At 57.3% G+C, this 18,906-nt stretch carries 17 protein-coding genes and 3 pseudogenes; 10 read left to right on the plus strand and 10 right to left on the minus strand.

From position 1 onward, the window contains the following. The 4 genes from X756_RS01000000166295 to X756_RS137105 form a co-directional block, all read right to left on the minus strand. The coding region (locus X756_RS01000000166295; protein WP_023731784.1) for an IS66 family transposase at nt 1–1,241 on the minus strand (1,241 nt) is incomplete at its 3' end. Further along, nucleotides 1,219–1,491, minus strand: a complete 273-nt coding sequence (locus tag X756_RS1000000170240; RefSeq protein ID WP_023731785.1) for a hypothetical protein — start codon at nt 1,489–1,491, stop codon at nt 1,219–1,221. The genes X756_RS1000000170240 and X756_RS01000000166295, both read right to left, overlap by 23 nt. Nucleotides 1,492–1,536: 45 nt before the next feature. Next, nucleotides 1,537–1,884 (minus strand): IS66 family insertion sequence element accessory protein TnpB, encoded by a 348-nt coding sequence (gene tnpB, locus X756_RS137110; RefSeq protein WP_023731786.1) that lies wholly within the window; start codon nt 1,882–1,884, stop codon nt 1,537–1,539. Continuing rightward, nucleotides 1,881–2,273 carry a transposase gene (locus X756_RS137105; RefSeq protein ID WP_023731787.1) on the minus strand — a complete coding sequence of 131 codons (393 nt, stop codon included), beginning with the start codon at nt 2,271–2,273 and terminating at the stop codon, nt 1,881–1,883. The genes tnpB and X756_RS137105 overlap by 4 nt, the downstream gene beginning before the upstream one ends. Before the next feature lie 93 nt (nt 2,274–2,366). Here X756_RS137105 and X756_RS1000000168380 point away from each other — a divergent pair. Continuing rightward, a pseudogene (locus X756_RS1000000168380) lies at nt 2,367–2,579 on the plus strand (transposase); the annotation flags it as partial. 146 nt (nt 2,580–2,725) lie between these two features. Here the strand turns inward: X756_RS1000000168380 and X756_RS137100 are convergent. The 4 genes from X756_RS137100 to X756_RS137085 all read right to left on the minus strand — a co-directional run bounded on the left by X756_RS137100 (nt 2,726) and on the right by X756_RS137085 (nt 6,294). Next, nucleotides 2,726–3,595: an ABC transporter ATP-binding protein gene (locus X756_RS137100; protein WP_023731789.1), complete on the minus strand. Its 870-nt coding sequence runs from the start codon at nt 3,593–3,595 to the stop codon at nt 2,726–2,728. Next, nucleotides 3,592–4,395 (minus strand): ABC transporter permease, encoded by an 804-nt coding sequence (locus X756_RS137095; protein WP_023731790.1) that lies wholly within the window; start codon nt 4,393–4,395, stop codon nt 3,592–3,594. The genes X756_RS137100 and X756_RS137095 overlap by 4 nt, the downstream gene beginning before the upstream one ends. A gap of 77 nt (nt 4,396–4,472) precedes the next feature. Beyond that, nucleotides 4,473–5,468 carry an ABC transporter substrate-binding protein gene (locus X756_RS137090; protein WP_023731791.1) on the minus strand — a complete coding sequence of 332 codons (996 nt, stop codon included), beginning with the start codon at nt 5,466–5,468 and terminating at the stop codon, nt 4,473–4,475. A gap of 46 nt (nt 5,469–5,514) precedes the next feature. Next, nucleotides 5,515–6,294: an ABC transporter permease gene (locus X756_RS137085; protein WP_198020099.1), complete on the minus strand. Its 780-nt coding sequence runs from the start codon at nt 6,292–6,294 to the stop codon at nt 5,515–5,517. Between the two features lie 509 nt (nt 6,295–6,803). Here X756_RS137085 and X756_RS1000000169575 point away from each other — a divergent pair. Then, nucleotides 6,804–6,990, plus strand: a pseudogene (locus tag X756_RS1000000169575) (ATP-binding protein); the annotation flags it as partial. Between the two features lie 342 nt (nt 6,991–7,332). Here X756_RS1000000169575 and X756_RS137080 read toward each other — a convergent pair. Then, complete coding sequence (locus X756_RS137080) at nt 7,333–8,178, minus strand: fumarylacetoacetate hydrolase family protein (RefSeq protein WP_023731794.1); 846 nt, start codon at nt 8,176–8,178, stop codon at nt 7,333–7,335. A 677-nt stretch (nt 8,179–8,855) separates the two neighbouring features. After that, complete coding sequence (locus tag X756_RS1000000166870) at nt 8,856–9,659, minus strand: fumarylacetoacetate hydrolase family protein (protein ID WP_023731796.1); 804 nt, start codon at nt 9,657–9,659, stop codon at nt 8,856–8,858. A gap of 176 nt (nt 9,660–9,835) precedes the next feature. Between X756_RS1000000166870 and X756_RS1000000168385 the strand changes: the two genes are divergently transcribed. The 8 genes and pseudogenes from X756_RS1000000168385 (at nt 9,836) to X756_RS137035 (ending at nt 18,734) form a co-directional block, all read left to right on the plus strand. Continuing rightward, entirely contained in the window at nt 9,836–11,320 is a 1,485-nt protein-coding gene (locus X756_RS1000000168385) for an FAD-dependent oxidoreductase (protein WP_084570004.1), read from the plus strand. Nucleotides 11,321–11,540: 220 nt separating this feature from the next. After that, the gene (locus tag X756_RS137070; protein ID WP_023731799.1) at nt 11,541–11,930 is read left to right on the plus strand and encodes a RidA family protein; all 390 of its coding nucleotides are present in this window, start codon (nt 11,541–11,543) and stop codon (nt 11,928–11,930) included. Nucleotides 11,931–12,836: 906 nt separating this feature from the next. Further along, nucleotides 12,837–13,616, plus strand: coding sequence for an IclR family transcriptional regulator (locus X756_RS137060; protein ID WP_023731801.1), 780 nt, complete (start codon nt 12,837–12,839; stop codon nt 13,614–13,616). A gap of 262 nt (nt 13,617–13,878) precedes the next feature. Beyond that, nucleotides 13,879–14,771: pseudogene (locus X756_RS1000000168390) on the plus strand (IS630 family transposase). A 305-nt stretch (nt 14,772–15,076) separates the two neighbouring features. Continuing rightward, nucleotides 15,077–15,976, plus strand: a complete 900-nt coding sequence (gene kdsA / locus X756_RS137050) for a 3-deoxy-8-phosphooctulonate synthase (protein WP_023731804.1) — start codon at nt 15,077–15,079, stop codon at nt 15,974–15,976. Nucleotides 15,977–16,262: 286 nt separating this feature from the next. After that, nucleotides 16,263–16,838: a TylF/MycF/NovP-related O-methyltransferase gene (locus X756_RS137045; protein WP_198020101.1), complete on the plus strand. Its 576-nt coding sequence runs from the start codon at nt 16,263–16,265 to the stop codon at nt 16,836–16,838. Nucleotides 16,839–17,283: 445 nt separating this feature from the next. Beyond that, nucleotides 17,284–17,469, plus strand: a complete 186-nt coding sequence (locus X756_RS137040; protein ID WP_023731806.1) for a helix-turn-helix domain-containing protein — start codon at nt 17,284–17,286, stop codon at nt 17,467–17,469. 65 nt (nt 17,470–17,534) lie between these two features. Beyond that, nucleotides 17,535–18,734, plus strand: a complete 1,200-nt coding sequence (locus X756_RS137035) for an IS256 family transposase (RefSeq protein ID WP_031239711.1) — start codon at nt 17,535–17,537, stop codon at nt 18,732–18,734. Nucleotides 18,735–18,906 lie beyond the last annotated feature (172 nt).

Raw genomic sequence — 18,906 nt, forward strand, 5'->3', positions numbered from 1 at the left:
GCATCAAAATGGAAAACCAAAAGTCCCTGTTTCCGGACATTTGAAGAGGAGGTGCAGTATGAATCGGTCATTGCAATGCCACGCAGCGCTCTTTCGGCCGCGTTGTTGCTGAGGCAGATTCTGCCGTCGTCGATGAAGCGGGTGAAGTCGGCCCAGCGCCTGAGCATGTAGTTGATTGGCTTGAGGACCTCGGAAGAGCGCGAGAGGGTATCTCGCTCGCGGAGCAACCAGGCGTGCATGTCGGCGAGAAGTGGCTTGCTCTTCTCCTGCCGCACGGCATACCGCTCGGCAGCGCTGCGGCCGTTGATGGCGCGCTCGATCTCGAACAGTGCGTCGAGGCGCCTGACCGCCTCCAGCGCGATCGGGGAGATCGGTTTGCCCTTCTTGCCATCCCGGGCCTTTTTCGCGATGTCGGCCAATTCGAAGAATCCTCGCCGCGCATGGGCGTAGCAAAAGGCCGGCGTGATCGGCTGCTCCTTCCGCTGCGGTCGAACAGCGGCTCGAAGCCACTGTAGCAGTCGCACTGAAGGATGCCGGCGAACCCGGCCAGATGCTTCTGAGGACGCTCGCCGCGCCGGTCGCTCGAGGCGTAATAGATCGCCGCCGGCGGCGCAGGCCCGGTCGAAGGGACGGTCGTCGCGCGTATAGGTCCAGATGCGCCCGGTCGTGCACTTGCCTTTCGCCAGGATGCGAATGGTGGTGTCGTCGCCATGAAGGCGCTCGGCCGCGAGCACATGGCGCTCGATCAGTTGGAAGAGCGGCATGACGGCGAAGGTTCCGTGGCCGACCTGATCGGCCAGCGTCGACAGCGGCAGCTCGATCCCCTCGGCCTTGAAGCGCGCGCTCTGGCGGTTGAGTGGAGCATGCATGCCGAACTTGTCGAACAGGATTGTCGCCAGCAGTTGGGGACCGATGAAGCCGCGCGGCGTGACATGGAACGGCGCCGGCGGCTGGGTGATCTTCTCGCAGTCGCGGCAGGTAAACTTTTCGCGCACCGTTTCGATCAGCTTGAAGCGGCGCGGGATCTCCTCCAGCGTCTCGGTCACGTCCTCGCCCAGCTTGGACAGCCGGAATCCGCCGCAGCAGGCGCAGGCGGTGGGAGGCTCGATGACGACGCGCTCGCGTTCGATAGTCTCTGGCCAGGGCTTACGCACTGGTCGCTTGCGCGCGAAGGCGCGCACGCTCTGGGTCTTCGCCGCCGCAGCGGCCGCGGCAAGCTCATCCTCGCTCGCCGCGGTCACGAGGGTCTTCGAGCTGAAGTTCCATCTGCTCGATCAGGCGCGCCGTGCGTTCGGAACGCTGGCCGTATTTCTCGCGCTTCAGCTTCTCGATCATAAGCTGTAGATGTGCGATCAGCGCCTCGGTGTCCGATAGTTTCGCCTGCGCGCTGGCGGCCACCGCCTCGGCTTGCCGCCGCGCTTCACGTTCAGCCCGCAGCGCCGCCAGGGCACTCGCGAGGTCCGAAGGAAGATCATCCGGCTTCAACGTCATGAGGCCAGTGAATCAGATTTTGCCTGCAATTTCAAAATGTAAATGCTAGCCGACCCGCGTCGGACGCCAGGTTTCCTGAGGGTTGCGCCAATCGATCCCGGACAGGAGATAGCTTAACTGCGCCGTCGAGATCGTAACGCTTCCGTTTGCCAGAGAAGGCCAGATGTAGCGGCCACGCTCAAGACGCCTGGTGAACAGGCATGATCCTTGCCCATCATGCCAAATGACCTTCAGGAGATCGCCTCTTTTACCGCGAAAGCAAAAAATATGGCCGCTCAGCGGATCCTTCTTCAATATCTCCTGCACGCGTAGTGCAAGGCTGGGAAAGCCGCAGCGCATGTCGGTGTGTCCCGTCGCCAGCCACACCCGCACCCCCGTTGGAATCGGGATCATCGCAGCGTTTCCAGGCCGCGCATGATCCGAAGCAGCGCTTCCACGTCCACGTCGGGCTCGACGATCACCCTGCGGCCATTCGGGCTCACTACTTCCATGCGCCCGCCAGCCGGTTCTCGACCCTTCTTTGGCTGCTCCGGTACGATCACCGCCGGCACGAAACCGCAGACGCCAGCTTCGCCGAGCCGACCCTCGCGATGCGCCTTGCGCCAAGCAAACAGCAGTGGGTTGGAAATCCCGTGACGCCGCGCTGTCGCGGATGCCTGCCGCGGAGCCGAATAGCTCTCCTCGACAATCCGCAGCTTCGCCTCTTCCGACCAGCGGCGCCGGCGGCCAGTGTCAACAATCTCGAGACGAGTGACTTGGCGACTCTCAGTAGCGATATCCATACCGACAGTCAGCTACATGCTCCCTTCGCCCGCAAGGCGGCCCTCCTCGGAGGCGTACGAACAAACGATGACGCCGAGAACAACATGCCGGATAACGGCTTCGTGGAAAGCTTCAATGGCAAGCTGCGCGATGAGTGCCTCAACGAGAGGCTCTTCATCAGCTACCGGCACGCCCGCAACAGCATCGAAGAATGGAGGATCGATTACAATATAAACCGCCCGCACACGAGCCTCGATGGGCTCACCCCACTTGAATATGCAACCCGATCCGTGAAGGATCACAACGTGAACAGGGCTAACTCATAAACGGGGACAAACCGGGGAGCAGGTCAGAGCGGCTCACGCCTTAACTGATCGGTGGGCCGCCGAGTTCAGTCAGCGAGGTGACTCAACGCGTCGCGCTCAGCTTCGACAGCTCAGGATTCGACAAGCCAACCCGCCGCCGACGGCCGCTAGGTGTGAAGCGGACCGCCGAACCGGTAAACACCGAGTGCCTCAAACGTTTTGTAGATTTCGTCGGCATATGCCGAGAACTCCGGATACTGCCCAAGATAGGCTGGCCTCGGCCTCGGCAGATCGATGCGAATCTCCTTAACTATTCTCCCGGGAGAGTTCGACATGACCAAAATTCGGTCTGACAAGCCAATTGCTTCTTCGATCGAATGAGTGATGAACAAGACGCTCTTCCTTGTCTCCATCCATAGCGTCTCGAGGTCGTGCCTTATTTGCGTCCGTGAAATGGCGTCAAGTGCACCGAACGGTTCATCCATCAGCAGAACCGTGGGATCATGAACCAACGCGCGAGCGATAGAGACGCGCTGCTGCATTCCGCCTGATAGCTGCCTTGGATAGCGTGCCTCAGCTCCGGATAGACCAAGCTTTTCGAATAGCTCCTTCGCGCGCTTTTCAGTCGCAGCGCGGTCGAGCCGCCGAATTTCTTGTTGAAGAAGGACGTTGTCGATAGCAGTCCGGAACTCAAGCAGCAAGTGATCCTGGAAAACGATCCCTACATCGGTTATCGGATTTGTCAGGATTTCACCGTTGACCTTGACGGACCCTTTTGTCGGCTGAAGCAAGCCGGCAGTAATCAGCATAAGCGTACTCTTGCCACATCCAGAGGGGCCGAGAATGCTTACGAATTCGCCCTCCCCAATTTCAACGCTAACCGGCCCAAGGGCGATAAACTCTCGGTAAGATTTGGCGATATCTGATGCCACAATTAATGCGCGCTTTTCTCTGTCCACTGTGAGAGCTCGCGTGTCCTTTACCTCAAACGGAGTTACCTCCAGTCGAGCCGTGTGAAATCCGGCAATTTTGCTCACTGATTACTCCTCCAAGGCATCATCCACTTTTCAAGCCCAAGTAAGACACCCGTCAGTACCGTTCCGAGCACAGCCGTCGCAATAATTCCAGCGAACATTAGTGCCATATCCATGTAGCTTGACGCTGTCAGTATTAGATATCCAAGTCCCTCATTTGCGCCAACGAATTCAGCAACTATGCTGCCAATCACGGCGTATACCATCCCGATCTTCAAACCAGAAAAAATAAATGGCATCGCCGCTGGCAGTCGCAGGAGGCGAAATGACTGCCATGAGTTGGCTCCCATGGATTTTGTTATTAGATGCAGCCGCGGGTTAATTGCTGAGAACCCAGCAATGCTGTTCACCAAAATTGGAAAGAACGTCAAGACCGCCGTCAATGCAATACGAGGTGGGAACCCGAAGCCAAACCAGACAATGAGAAGCGGAGCAGTGATCGTCTTGGGAATGACTTCGAAGAACACGATCAACGGCAACAAACTGCGCCTCAGTGAGGAGTATGAAGCGATCGCCAGTCCCAGCGGGACGGCAATCAACGTCGCGATAACAAAACCGAATACCGCGACATATCCCGTGGCCGCAAAATGATATGCGATAGCATTCCGATCAGTAACGAACCTGCTCAAGAAGTCGGTCGGCGCCGGAAGAAGATAATTTGGAATGCCAAACCAGGCGCTACTGGATTGCCAAGCGACAAGAAACACAATTAATACCAAAGCGGGAGCGACAATTCGTTCAACCCCATTCGCCATATGCATTCGAACAGCACCTTTGGCCCCAGCTAACTCGTTGACCGTCATCTTCTGAATCTTTTCATAAGCAATGCTAGCGGATGGTGGCGCCACGGTAACGCGCCGCCACCATCTCCGTTAGCTTGTTACGGACAAGGAGGAACCTCTGAGGGAAGATACCCCTCGGTATACATCGCCTTGATGCCACCATCGCCCAGAGACCCCAGGTTTTGGGTGAGAATCTTTTCCGTAACCGCCCAGAGTTCGGCTGGTGGCCTTCCCAAGCCTGACGCACCAGGCGCGCAGTAGGCGGGTATTGAGTATTTAGTCAGACCTTGCAGAAGTCGCTCTTTCTTCTCAGCATCCGGATACCTCGCCAAAACCGCATCGACGGCGGCCTCCGGGTCCTTCACAACTGCAGAATACCCCCTGAGAGTAGCATCGATGAACCTCCTATAAAGATCAGGGTTCTGTTTGAGCTTGTCATCGCGGGCGATAATGCTCAGGCTGACGAGAGGTGCCCCGTTGCTCTTGTAGGACAAGATTTTCGTTTCAACACCCCTCTCGGCGAGCGGAACCATTACTTCGCTCGGCGTCTCCGAAACTCCATCAACCTTTCCTTCGGCCAAAAGACTGATAAAAGTTGCGGCATCCGCTGAAACAATATCAATCTTTGACTTGTCGACGCCATTTTCGCTCAGCATCGTGTCGAACAGAGGGATATCTGCGGAGCCAGGCGCTAGCGCGATCCTTTTTCCCTCCAGATCCTTTGGAGTTGAGATGGGTGCATCCTTAAGAGAGATAACCCCCCACTCCGCCGCCTGGTAAATGGGCGCGATGATTTTGATCGGCGCACCCTTTACTGCAATTGCAACCGCCGAGGGACCGTTGGCAAGTCCGACGTCGGTATTGCCAGCTGCGACGATTTGGGAGGTGGCCCCTGAACCTTTTCCCGGCTCTATTTCAAGGTCAATTCCGGCCTCATCGTAATAGCCAAGAGCATCCGCATAGATAATTCCGATGCTCGCCTCGCCAGGCAGCCAGTTGAGGGTAATCTTTACGTTTTCTGCTGCGAGTGCCGGATAAGCTGCAAAAGCCGCAATTGCACAACCTAGTCGAATGGCCCGTATCCATCTTAGCATTTTCTTCTCCTCCTTTCATGAGATGACGTGCTTGACGTTTGTCCAATTAGCCGCGGTATTTGCGCATTATTCTTTGTTCCAGCAGTAGACTAAGGCCGTTGAGCAGAACTCCGACGACGGCGGCAATCAGTACGACCGCAATGACCTGCACGGGATCTCTGTTTCGAACGCCGCGCAGTGCCGCAAATCCAAGCCCTTCATTTGCTGCGATGAACTCACTGACAACCGCGGTCGTAGTGGCAAGGGCCAAGCAAATACGAAAGGCGCTCATCAGATGGGGAAGCGTCATGGGCCAATCGATGTATCGAAAGGTCTGAAGGAAGTTTGCGCCCATTGTCCGAGCGACGAAGTAGAGTGGAGCGGGAATGCTTCTTATACCGGCAAAAGCGTTCACCAAGACGGGGAAAAAAACGCTGAAGCCAACCAGGATTGACGACGGAACCAGCCCGTATCCGAACCAGATTACCAATGCGGGCGTTATCGCGATCAGAGGCATGGTCTGCAAGAACACGACAAACGGATAGAGCGAGCGCTCCAGCCATGGCATCTTCGCGAGTGCCAAGCCCATGGGAACGGCAGCAGCGACGCCCGCGCTAAAACCGACGGCTATGACCTGAAGAGTTGAAACGGTCGCGTCCAGGAAATAGCCCGGCCTAGAACTGATCCAACCAACGACATTCTCAGGACTTGGAAGGATGTAGTCCGGAATTTCCAGAAGCCGCACTGCGGCTGACCAAACCGCAGCGACCATCAAAAGCCAAAAGAATGTAATCAGCCAATCTGGTATCTTCCACCGGACAAGTTTCGAACTTTCAGCCATGACCATGTGGAACATCTACTCATTTGGAACGTCGTTCCACCATGGCCGGTTTTTGACCCTCTGTCAATCTCCAAAATCACATTCTCGGCAATAAAGGATTTGGAGCAGCACATTGGATTGCACAGTGCGGCGCGTTTTTACGTGGCGTCGCGGCGGGATGCTTTTGAGGAGGACCATGTGCCCACGGTGACAGGCGGGCATTGCTTCAGGGATTCCCGGTGACGATCACAAACCGATCGCGGAAATCGCGCGATGGTTCACACGTTTCGCACGCCGCGCACGGATCGGGCCGGCGGATGAACTTTTCGGCGCTGAGGGTCATTGTTCCGAGGCGCTGGCCGTTGCCGGCAGTCCTTGCCGCGGAAGCGAGCCTTATTATCGTCGAAGGTGAGCAGGCGGTTGTTCGCCTATAATCTGGCGCTTGCCGCGGCGAGGACCGCTACACACGGCTGCAGTGCAAGCTCGGCAGCGTCCGGTTGTTCATCCTTGATAGCGATGGGGGGCCGGTCCACGACCAGGCCCGCCACGACCTCCTCAAATCCTCGAGTATCGCTACGGCCGCCGCTTCCCAGTCGTCATCAGTCAGCTCCCGTAGCGGCATGGCATAAGGTGATCGGCAACCCAACTCTGGCTGATGCCATCCTGGACCGCCTTGATCGCACCGCATATCGCATCGATCTCACCGGTGAAAGCATGCGATAAGAGCGCTCGCCAATGAAACAGCGCAAGCTTGACCTGAAACGAAACCCGACCCAAAAATCACCGACGAGACTCAGGATCAGTCCGAAAAAGGCCGGCTTCAAATCGGTCGGAATGAAATCGGAATGACTGGCCGGCTTCAAATCGGAATCCATGGCCGGCTTCATCGGAATACTCAGATAAGGCCGTCCGCAAGTCCGAAAGGAGCCGCGAATGCGACCTCTCGAGCGTCCGGATTCCACCTCCCACGATGAAGATCGGTTTGAGTATGGTAGGGACATTAGCACGTAACCCGCAACCAGTTGTGGCAGCTATCGTTCGGTGCTGTCAGGCGCGGGCAAAAACCTATCGTCGGAGCACGACAGTTTGCCTTTGCCGACCTAGCCCGTCGGCGCCCAATTCGACCACGTCGCCCGGCTGCAGAAATACCGGTGGCTTCATACCAAGGCCGACACCATGTGGAGTGCCGGTCGTGACAACGTCCCCAGGCTCAAGTGCCATAAACCGTGAGATGTACGAGATCAAATGCCTGAATGAGAAAATCATCTTCGCTGTCGATCCTGACTGCCGAGTGATCCCATTTACAGTGAGCCAGAGGTTCAGATTCTGAGGATCTGGGACTTCATCCGGCGTCACTAGCCAAGGTCCAAGCGGACCAAAGCTCGGCGAAGACTTGCCTTTTATCCACTGTCCGCCACGATGTATCTGATACTCTCGCTCGGATACATCGTGGCAGATTAGGTAGCCCGCCACGACCGACAGCGCTTTCTCTTCTGACAATTCGAAAGCATGCTCACCGATAACAACGGCAACTTCGGCCTCCCAGTCCAGCATGCGCGAAGCAGGAGGCATCAGGATGTCATCATTAGGTCCAACAATACAGGACGGGGCCTTAGAAAAGACCACCGGCTCATCCGGAATGGGGGTATCCGTCTCAATTGCGTGATCGATGTAGTTTAGGCCAACAGCGATAAAATGACCCACGTCAGCTACTGGTGAACCGAGACGAACAGCGTCATCGACCCGGGGCAAGGATGAAGGAGCCACCGCCCGTAACTCCTCCAAGGTCGCCTTGGAAAGGGTGCTCCTCCGAATGTCGGAAACAATGCCACTGAGATCGCGGATTCTCCCGGTATCATCCAACAGCCCCGGTCGTTCCGCGCCGGGCTCGCCAAATCGCAAAAGTTTCATATTCCGTTCCTTAGGCTCATCCGGCTGCCGTCTCTGTCTTCAGGCGCGTGTATTGGAGTAGGTAGTGACCGACTTGCGGCTCTCGCACGAGGCGATGCTGGAGCACGGTTTGGACGGGTACATCCAGAGATTCCACGGTACATCCCTCTATAAGAATGAACCAGTTGGGCGGCCCATCGTAATCCGTGCGCCCTTCACTCTCCGCAGTGCGCACTTGGGTGGCCTCTTCGTCTGCCTTGCAGAGATGCGCCCCAGTAACGAGCGGGAACTGCGCAATGCTGGACACGAGGGCCGACAGTTCACCAGCCGCTTGCTGGTCGGTTGCCGCAGACTGGAAGCGCACAGTGGCAAGGACGCCCCCCGGCCCAGGGCCTTCGGAGGAAAGGACGTGCGCCAGTCCGCGAGAGGTATTGAGAAAATGCGATGTTACACGGCGCGTCCAAGGCGTTGGAGCACTGAGCCGCTTTGCATATTCCTCGCCTGTAATGACGTCGAATTGCTCAACTTCGTAGAGTGTAAAGAACTCGGGATGGGTTTTCCTATCAACAGCTCGATAGCGTCGCCCCCTCAGAAAGCCAGGAATGCCGGTTCTCTCCGGCATGTGCTCGTGTATGTGCCATTGATAGAAGTCTAGACGGCCCTCCTCGGATATACCATTCCAGATGGCCACTACGCCGCTACCGCAAAGCATAGATCTCTCCACTATTCTCTAAACCATCGAAGGTCACCGAAACGGGCGTGAAACCGTCAAACTCGGCTACAATCTCATCACCAGGATTTGCCGTGTGAAAACCTGTGTAACTTCCTGTCGTAACGATCTCGCCGGGCCTCAGCACAAGCCCCCTCTGACGCAGATGGTTTGCCAACATAATCAAGAGGCCAATGAGGTCTCCGTCGGGATGGCCGCCCGCATTTTGGCAGACGGTACTTCCGTTAATGCCGAGGCGAGCACCAAGGGTGTCAAAACCCACATCGCGCCAGTTCCTATTCACTGATCCGATGATCAGCGCGCCGTTCGACAGCAAGTCGGCTATCATTGCATTGCGAGGAGTGGACAACGCACTTGCCCAGCGGCTATTTACCACCTCAACTGCTGCGTAAGCTCCGTCGATGGCCTCGATGATGTGCTCTCTCGCGAAGCCGTTTCTCCCCGGCGCCGGCTCTCTCGCAAAGCGGAAGGCGATTTCGCATTCAACACCGCCAAGCCCGTAAATCGCAGGAGAAATCGACACCCCACTCTGAAAGAGGCGGCTTTCGACGATAGGCGCTGATATCAAGTCGCCATCCGGCAAAGCCGCCACCTTCCAGCCCGCGACAGGAACTGACAATCCGCTTACGACTGCATGCTGTATGCCCAAAGCTTGAGCGCGGCTCAGCGCTTCCAACGTTGATGCATTGGCGGGGACGCGCTCGCCGCTTCGGTGCGCCGCGATGAGTTTTTGCGCAATGACTCGCGAGATTTCGCTTGCTCTGTCTGACATGTCATACTATCTGGAATATCGTTCCAGTAGACGTATGCGTTTTCTTGACCGGGGTCAACCGGGCGCGCAAGAAAATTGCTGGGGGCGAACTTGAGAAGCGAATAGCCGGAAACGTTATGGACGATGGTCCACACGATTATGTCAGGCGCTGAAAGCTAATTGATGGGAGGAAATCCGTGGCGGATGCCGATGTGAATACCACAGACGTTATCGTCGTTGGAGCCGGAGGGTCCGGTCTATTCGCTGCCATCGAAGCGGCTGAATTAGGCCGGCGAGTATTGGTGCTAGAGAAGAATTCGGCACCGGGAGGCACGACAAATTGGGCTATTGGTTCCCTCTCGTCGAGTGCTTCGCCGATGCAGGCTGCTATTGGCATTCAGGATACGCCGGCTGCGCACTTTGAGGATATGGCCCTGTTCCACGGCGAACTGTTGCTCCGTGACAATCCTGAGCTCCGCAGAGCCTTTGTGGAAAATGTTCCTGATACTCTGAAGAAACTACTCGACATTGGGGTCGTATTTTTCGGCCCCATGCCAGAACCTCCCCATCGCGTTCCCCGTATGCACAACGTGCTGCCAAATGCACGGGCCTACGCACACGCCTTGCATCGACGCGCTCGCCAGCTTGGAGTCGATGTTCGCCTTGGTCATCGTGTCCGTCGTTTGCTATGCGAACGCGGCAGTGTAGTGGGAGTTGAAGCCGAAGCAAAAGGCTCCCATCATCGTTTCATCTCACGTGGTGGCGTTGTTCTGGCTGGTGGAGATTTCAGCGCCAATCGAGAGATGAAAAGACTTTATGCAGGGGAAGCGATTGCGCGAGTAGATGCGTTGGTTCAAACAAGCACAGGTGATGCGCATCAGCTGGCATTGGATGTTGGTGCCGAAATTGTGAACGGTGACATCGTCAGCGGCCCGCAGCTTCGATTCGTGCCGCCTAAGATCAACATCATGACCATATTGCCGCCGAGTCGATTTTTGGCGTTGCTGATGAAATGGTCCATGGACAAATTGCCTCAACCATTAATCCGACCTTTCATCATGATGTTTCTAACAACGATACTAGAACCGCAACGCAAACTCTATGAAAGTGGCGCGATACTGGTAAACAGAGACGGGGTGCGGTTCGCTGACGAGTGCGACAAACCTCAATTCGCCGTACCGCAGCAACTGAATAAGGAAGCTTTCATAATATTAGATGGCCTTCTTGCTAAGGAATTTAGCGCTTGGCCGAACTACATTTCGACGGCGCCAGGTGTCGCATATGCATATTTACCAGATTACAAACGCAATCGTAAAGATATCTATAATCAGGCAAACTCGTTAGTTGCGCTAGCCAGCAAGATTGGTGTTCCGTCAACTACTTTCGAAAAAACAGTCGATGAGTATAATAGTAATCCTCGTGCAGGTACGACTGGTTTGCTGCAGCCGCCATTTATTGCACTTGGGCCGGTTCGAAGTTTGGTCTTGACAGAAGGGGGGCTGCGAATTTCGGCTGCTATGGAGGTTCTGTCGAAAAGTGGAGAAGCCATCCCCGGTCTTTATGCGGCCGGAGCAACAGGCCAAGGCGGGCTCATCCTGGAAGGCCACGGCCATCATTTAGGGTGGGCGTTTACGTCTGGGCGGTTGGCAGGCCGAGCAGCTGCCCTCCGTGGGGTGGGATGATATGGAGCTGACCAGTATAGTGAAGGCGACTTCTGCGTTGTTGGAGCATGGCCGCCGGCAGCGTTCTCTGCAACTGGTTGCTTGAAGATAGTCGCCTCGAAACTTCGCAACCATCGTCGACACTAGCCGGATTCATCTTGGCCAAATCGTCCACACCACGTAGCTTGGACACGCTTAAGTCGCCATGCGGTAGATCACGCCATACCATGGAGAAAATAATTTGCTCGTTCCTGTTAACCTTCCAGAGGCCGCTCGGCCTAGCTTCTCGCACGGAATGATCCTCAAGGGCAGCGGCATGTTCGTCTCTAGCGGACATGTTGGCGTCAATGAAAAGGGGAAAATGGTCGTGTCCTCCTTCGAGGATCAGGTCGTCGCGGCCTTCGAGAGTGTCGGTCGTACATTGAGCGCCGGCGGCCTTGGCTTCGAGCATGTTGCGCGAGTCACGTATTATATCACCGACCTTGAGGCGACGCTGATCGACACTGTTCGAAAGGTCCGTAGCCGCTATCTCAGCGCTGACTCCCCGCCTGCGTCAGTTCTGATTGGGATTTCCGCTCTCCCTGATCCTGGCGCTCGCATCGAAGTCGAGGTCATAGCCGTGGTCCCGTGAGGATCTTGGGATGGCCGACATGGACAAGTATAATGCGGCCATTTTCCGGGCTGGGCCACAATGGCCCGGTCTGGTCTCCATCCTAGCACAGGGGTTGAAACTCTGCTTGATTGATGCCAACCTTTCGTCGCGGTGTATTGCCATTTGTCTGGAGGTCGAGGCGTCCAGTAGCGCCACCTTTTTTGGATGGCTGGTGAGCGGAGGGGCGGCACAGCGCGTAGACGGGGCTCTCGGCTCTATCACCGCTGCGTGCGGCATGGATAGCTCGCGTTGACGGCAGTCCGACTCTCGGCCGCGACCGGCACGTGTGACGGCTCGCCTAGCAAGTCGGTTGGCGTGCGGTGTGCCGAAATCCTTTTGGTTTGGCGGCGAATAATGGTGCGCCCGGCCTCGACGCGAGCGTCTCGGTATTGTCGCGCATGGGCTTGAGGAAAGAGGCGGTAGCGCTCAGACCTATCAGGCGCGGCGATCTGTTCGCTGCGCGTACGCTTTGGAATCGATATTGACTTAGGTGGGGCAGGTCGAGGCCACGGCAGACATAATGTGCTGAGTCTCGACCGCGATTTCTGGACTGCGGCGTGACAAGTACAACGTTCACAGTTGATCGCGACCAATTTAGTGCGCGACGAACAGACAGTTTCGTGTGCCTAAATCGGAAGTATTTCCATTGGTAATGAATAGGTCCAGTGGCGGCAGATCGTTAATTCAGGCCAGACCAAAGTTATATACTTTCCTATTCCCGGTATTGTTACTAATACTTCAAGCGAATGCACTTAGAGAAGCAATGGTAAGCAAGATCAGAAATTCCGGGACTCACACCCGGCGCGACATGCGCTTGACCTAGGCCCGACGGCCAGATAGAATGCAATTCTTACTGGAACATTGAAACGGCGTGGGAGATGAGTCGTGCGGGTTGTAAACTCTCTTGTGGAGCGGTGTTTCGCCGTAATTGAGTTATTGGCAACCGAGGCATCGGCGATGCGGCTCGGCGAAATTGCTGAAAAGCTCGATTTGCAAAAAAGTGCTGCCCACCGGATGCTCAATACATTGTGCGAAATGGGCTGGGTGGAGCAGGAGCCAGTCACGGGCTTTTACAAGCTCACCCTTCGACTTGCCATTCTTGGACAACGCTTTTTAAGTGCCACACACCTGACTGACGTCTGCCAGCCCGTGATAGAGGAGTTGGCCGCCGAAAGCGCGGAGCTCGTTCGTATGGCGGTTGTGCAGGGTGAGACGCTCACTTGGATTGCACAAATTCAAGGCGCTCGGAACGGTTTGAAATACCAGCCCGAAATGGTGGCGAGAGTTCCCTTAGGGACCACAGCCAACGGTAAGGCTTATCTTTCGACGCTAGACCCGACTGACGCGATTCGGATCGCTATTAATGACGGCGGCGATAGAGATGGGCGACCTATCGCCTCCGTGGAAGAGCTTATGGAGGAACTGAAGCTGACTCGGACAAGAGGCTGGGCGATTTCCAACGAGGTGGCTGAACCTGGTGTTGTTGCGATTGCTGCCCCGATCACTTTGGAGGAGGGCAAGACGGTCGGCACGGTGAGCGTCGCAGGTCCAAGCTCGCGATTAACCGCAGATCGGCACGAGAAAGTAGCGTCGTCGGTGTTGTCAACAGCAGCTCAACTCGGAGAACTCTGGCCGCTGAGGCAACGATACAACAACGAAAAGTGACTTATGCGCGTGAAAAGTATATCCGATTTGACCTGCTTCGCGTCTTGTCCCCTGGTAGCCAGCCCTGCTCACGCTGGATCCCTCCCGATGCGCCGCTAGAGTTTTCCGGCCTCAGCACGCTGCTTGTGCCGAATCTAGGCGCTTGCGGAACCGCTGCTGATTTTATGTCTAGAGCATAATCTGACCTGATGGAATCGCGAGGGATTCCCATCGGGGAGAATATCTGATTCATCATGTCGGCTGGGTATGGAGGCCAGCAGGCATGGTTAGAGCCATATCGGAGGATTTGCGTTCGCGAGNGTTGCCGCGGCAAGCGCGGTCCGCTGGGTCCGCGAATGGCGAGAGAGCGGCGCGACGCGGGCAAAGCCCAAGGCGGAGACAAGCGCTCCCAGCGGATCGAAGCCTACCGGGATACGATCCTAGCGGTGATCGAAGGTCAGGACGACATCACACTGGTCGAGTTGGCTGAATTTCTCAGGGCGGAGCATGCGGTCGTGTTCGCGCCGAGCACGATCTGGCGCTTTCTCGACCGTCACTCGATGACCTTCAAAAAAAACAGCGCACGCCAGCGAGCAGGATCGGCCCGACGTGCTCGCGCGGCGACGCGCCTGGTTCAAGGCCCAGCCTGATCTCGATCCCGAACGGTTGGTCTTTATCGACGAGACCGGCGCATCGACGAAGATGGCTCGCCTGCGTGGACGGGCAAAGCGGGGCATGCGGTGCCGATCTCCGATCCCGCACGGGCACTGGAAAACGACTACTTTTACAGGCGCATTGCGCCTGACGGGCATGACTGCGCCGATGGTCCTCGACGGACCGATGACGGGTGAATGGTTCGCCGCTTATGCCGAGCATATATTGGCGCCTACGCTTCGAGTTGGTGACATCGTCATCCTCGACAACCTGCCCGCTCACAAAGTCGCCGCCGCCCGCCAAGCGATCGAAGCGGCCGGCGCGCGAATGCTCTTCCTACCGCCTTACAGCCCCGACTTTAACCCGATCGAGAATGCCTTCTCCAAGCTGAAGTCGATCCTCAGGAAAGCCGCCGCACGCAACATCCCCGAGCTTTGGGACGCAATCCGCGACGCCTTGCCACGCTTCACCGCCGAGGAGTGCTCAAACTACTTCTGCGCCGCAGGATACGAGCCTGAGTGATCAGATTCTGCTCTAGGCGCAGGACTTTCTCCAATGCCCGTCCGCCTGGACACAAAGGGCACGCGGGTCGAGACACATAGTCCTCACAGAAGATATCCATCCGCCGAGATAGCCGTACTGAGCTGGATTCAGCCGAAGCTGAGGAGGATCCCCAAATCGAGCTCGTCAAGTGAGCGAGGTGGCATAACACAAAGCAGTCACAAAACTTTAGCTAAACCGTAACTTGCATATGCGGCTATCCTCGCCAACAATGCCAATATAGCTTTAGTCCTCGCATTTTCGCTCGAACCCGCAGTAATCATCGAATGAAGCAGCATCGCATCACAATCGGATCACTGGTCGTAAGCAACGATCTTCCCTTGACACTCATCGCCGGCCCGTGCGCAATCGAAAGCCGCAACCATGCGCTTGAGATCAGCCACGCAATATCAGAAGTCACAGGCCGTCTCGGGTTAGGTTTCATCTATAAGAGTTCGTTCGACAAAGCAAACCGAACGAGCCTGTTTGGTGGGCGAGGTATCGGGATGCGAGAGGGTCTCGGCATCTTGGCGGATGTTCGAGAGACCGTCGGCTGTCCGGTACTCACCGATGTCCACGCGCCGGAGCAGTGCCGAAGCGCGGCGGAAGCCGTGGATGTCCTGCAGATCCCCGCCTTTCTCTGCCGTCAGACTGATCTGCTGGTGGCAGCCGCCCAAACCGAGCGTCCGGTGAATATCAAGAAGGGGCAGTTCCTCGCCCCTTGGGATATGGTGCACGTTGCCGACAAGCTGGTGCAATCGGGCAACCGGGATGTGTTGTTGTGCGAGCGGGGAGCGAGCTTCGGCTATAACACGCTTGTATCTGACATGCGGGCGCTCCCGATCCTCGCTGAGACCGGTTTTCCTGTGGTGTATGATGCAACCCACTCGGTGCAACAGCCTGGCGGCCAAGGTAAAACCTCAGGTGGACAACGCGAGTTCGTCGAGATCCTGGCGCGGGCGGCCGTCGCGGTCGGCGTTGCGGGCATCTTTATCGAGACCCATCAGGACCCCGACAAGGCGCCGAGCGATGGCTCTAATATGGTGCCTCTGCAGATGATAGCCCCACTTCTTGAGACGTTGCTCGCATTCGACCGTTTGGCGAAGAATGTATCCGCTCACGGAAGATACTCATCACCTAAGTCGGGACAACGACCAGAAAAGGGCGAAGGCTCTCCGGCCCGGTGAGGCCAATTCGCAGCCTCCTTCCGGTGGGGGCCGGAGTGGGAATGCCCGTGGAGCACGTCGCAGACCGGGCCGGCAAGCATGATGTCTTGGAAGCATGCTTTTGACGAGGAATTCGATGACAATAATTCTGCCTGAGTTCGAGGAGGCGCCCGAGAGATCACGGGGCCGAAACGTTCGCGCTGGCTTCCAACGCGCAGTAGGCCTCCAGGAAGGCGATCTGGCCGAACAACTGCACCGGGACAAGCTTTACAACAGGGCAATGCAGCTGGCGCGAAAGCGGACGGTCGTGGCCGAGCAGAACCGGATGAATCTCTATCTGATCTTGCGGTTCGGCTTCGATGGCCTAGCGCCCGGCCATATCGTCGAGTTCGGTTCCTATCGCGGCGGCAACGCGCTTTTCATGGCGGCCGTCTGCCAGGAACTCCATCCCGGCATGAACGTCTACGCTTTCGATACTTTCGACGGGATGCCTGCTACAGACCCGCAGCGCGACGGGCACCGGGCGGGCGATTTCAAAGATGCCGGCTACGAAGAGCTGCTCGAGGTAATCGAGAAGGAGAAGATCGACAATCTCCATCTGATCCGAGGGCTTTTCCAGGACACGGCGGAGGAAACGATGAAAAATGTCGGCTCGGTCCGGCTCAACCATGTCGATTGCGACATCTACAGCGCGGTGAAGTATAGCTACGACGTGTCCCGAAAATATATGGTCGATGGCGGTTACTGGGTCTTTGACGACTGCCTTTATTCGGGCTGCCTAGGAGCCATGGAGGCGGTGGAGGAAACGACAATCCAGCGGGACGGCCGCTTCGCGGAGCAGGTTTTTCCGCATCTTGTCTATCGGAACTGGCCATCGAGTTGAACCTAATCGTCACGAGCGGAGAAGTCATTTCCATGACCAGTGAATGGCGAGCCGCCCCTACCCCACCCGGAAAGGTTATCGCGGCGTTCTAGTCGTACTGTGTCATAAAACTGTTTTGGCAGCATGGACATCGTGGCAGCCGCCGCGCCAAGGCGCGGGCGAGTCTAATCCGGATGGTGGCGAATGGAATTGCCGACGTGGCGTTCGGGACGGAGCGGCGGCGCCACGCGGTCGATAATCTTCGGATAGCGCAGGTGGGGCTGAGAGGGTGCGTGTTTCGGTTATTCCCGGACACCCTTTTCGCTAAATCCGGACAGTGATTTCAGTAATTCGCGGACAGCGATTCCGCTAAATCCCGGACAGTTTTCGGGAGCGGATTTAGCGGTCGGTTCTTGGCTGCGCCGTTCTGGCAGTTTGGCCTCTCACGATGCTGTCGAGAGGGGCCATGCCGAGACGGAAGCAAGCGAGACGAACGAGCGTGAGGGATATCCAAGCGATCTTGCGCCTGACCCATGAGCAGGGTCTTTCGGTGCGTGAGGTGTCGGAACAGCTGAAGATCAGCAAGACGACGGTTGATAGTGTGCTGAAGGTTCTGCAAAAAGTTTTGGAGAGAGAACGGGGCTTGCTCTGAGGGGCGAGCGGCCATGGCACGGTGGTGACGTTGCGATCACCGATTCCCGTGGAAGGGGAAGTGCCATGACCAATCGAGACGTTAGACTGAGCAGAGGCGAGTTGAAAGCGTTGCTGTTGTCGGATGAGGACGGCTTTCGCCAGGCATTGCAGAGTGTCGTGCAGGAGGTTCTTGAAGCCGAGATGACGGAGGCGATCGGGGCCGAGAAAGGGGAGCGGACGGCGGAGCGGACGAGTTACCGGTCCGGCTATTACGAGCGCAAGCTGGTGACGCGGGTCGGGGTGCTGGAGCTTCGCGTTCCGCAGGATCGGGCTGGCCGGTTCTCGACGGAGTTGTTTGAGCGCTACCAGCGTTCGGAGAAGGCATTGGTGTCGGCGCTGGTCGAGATGTACGTGCAGGGCGTTTCGACCCGCAAGGTGAAGGCGGTGACGGAGGAACTGTGCGGCCACTCTTTCTCGGCCTCGACGGTGAGCGAGGCGACGATGCGGCTGGATGAGGCGCTCAAGGCGTTCTTCACGCAGCGGGTCGAGGAAAGCTATCCGTATCTCATCTTGGACGCGCGCTACGAGCGGGCTCGCGAGGCGGGCGTGATCGCCAGCCAGGCGGTGCTGGTGGCGATCGGCGTGGATTGGGAGGGCCGGCGCCAGGTTCTGGGCGTGGAGCTGGCCAACCGGGAGAGCCATTCGAGCTGGCGCGAGTTCGTGACGGGGCTCAAGAATCGCGGGCTCGCCGGCGTCGAGTTCGTCGTCTCCGACGACCATCCGGGGCTCAGGGCGGCAATCCGCGAAGTGCTGCCCGAGGCGGTCTGGCAGCGCTGCTACGTGCACTTCCTCAGAAACGCGCTCGACTACGTGCCGCGCAAGGTCGACGACGATTGCCTGATGGAGCTCAGATGGTTCTACGACCGGCGCGACCTTGCCGAGGTCAAACGCGACCTGGCGCAGTGGATCGCCAAATGGCAGGCCAAATACCCGAAGCTGGTCAACTGGGTGGAAGATAACATTGAGGAGACGCTGAGCTTCTATCGGCTGCCGCTAGCTCACCACAAGCACATGAAGTCGACGAACATGCTGGAGCGGCTGAACCAGGAGATCAAGCGGCGCACCCTGGTCGTTCGCATCTTCCCCAACCCGCGGAGCTGTCTGCGGCTGGTTCGGGCATTGGCGGTGGAGATCCACGAGAACTGGCTCGAGGCGACCCGCTACCTCAACATGGATCATCAGCGCGAGCACAAGAAGGAGAGCCTGAGGGCCTTGGCCGCCTGAGCACCGTCATGTGTCCGCCGCTCCGCTAAACACGGGGGCTGCGCGGCGGACACGCCGACGTCACCGCGATGCCACGCCATTTTGCAGAACTTGACGCACACAACTCGACGGTTTCGACCTATCTGTCACGCGCGAGCGAGGCGGGGCTTTCGCGTTGGCCGTTGCCGCCCGG

The organism is Mesorhizobium sp. LNJC405B00 (genome assembly GCF_000502615.1).
In the GTDB taxonomy this organism is placed as follows: domain Bacteria; phylum Pseudomonadota; class Alphaproteobacteria; order Rhizobiales; family Rhizobiaceae; genus Mesorhizobium.

Bases quoted from the DNA above. Each gene is read 5' to 3' on its own strand.
- tnpB (WP_023731786.1), bottom strand. From the start codon at position 1,884: ATGATCCCGATTCCAACGGGGGTGCGGGTGTGGCTGGCGACGGGACAC.
- X756_RS137085 (WP_198020099.1), bottom strand. From the start codon at position 6,294: ATGGTCATGGCTGAAAGTTCGAAACTTGTCCGGTGGAAGATACCAGAT.
- X756_RS1000000170240 (WP_023731785.1), bottom strand. From the start codon at position 1,491: ATGACGTTGAAGCCGGATGATCTTCCTTCGGACCTCGCGAGTGCCCTG.
- X756_RS137035 (WP_031239711.1), top strand. From the start codon at position 17,535: ATGACCAATCGAGACGTTAGACTGAGCAGAGGCGAGTTGAAAGCGTTG.
- X756_RS1000000166870 (WP_023731796.1), bottom strand. From the start codon at position 9,659: ATGTCAGACAGAGCAAGCGAAATCTCGCGAGTCATTGCGCAAAAACTC.
- X756_RS137095 (WP_023731790.1), bottom strand. From the start codon at position 4,395: ATGACGGTCAACGAGTTAGCTGGGGCCAAAGGTGCTGTTCGAATGCAT.
- X756_RS137090 (WP_023731791.1), bottom strand. From the start codon at position 5,468: ATGCTAAGATGGATACGGGCCATTCGACTAGGTTGTGCAATTGCGGCT.
- kdsA (WP_023731804.1), top strand. From the start codon at position 15,077: ATGAAGCAGCATCGCATCACAATCGGATCACTGGTCGTAAGCAACGAT.
- X756_RS137080 (WP_023731794.1), bottom strand. From the start codon at position 8,178: ATGAAACTTTTGCGATTTGGCGAGCCCGGCGCGGAACGACCGGGGCTG.
- X756_RS137105 (WP_023731787.1), bottom strand. From the start codon at position 2,273: ATGGATATCGCTACTGAGAGTCGCCAAGTCACTCGTCTCGAGATTGTT.
- X756_RS137040 (WP_023731806.1), top strand. From the start codon at position 17,284: ATGCCGAGACGGAAGCAAGCGAGACGAACGAGCGTGAGGGATATCCAA.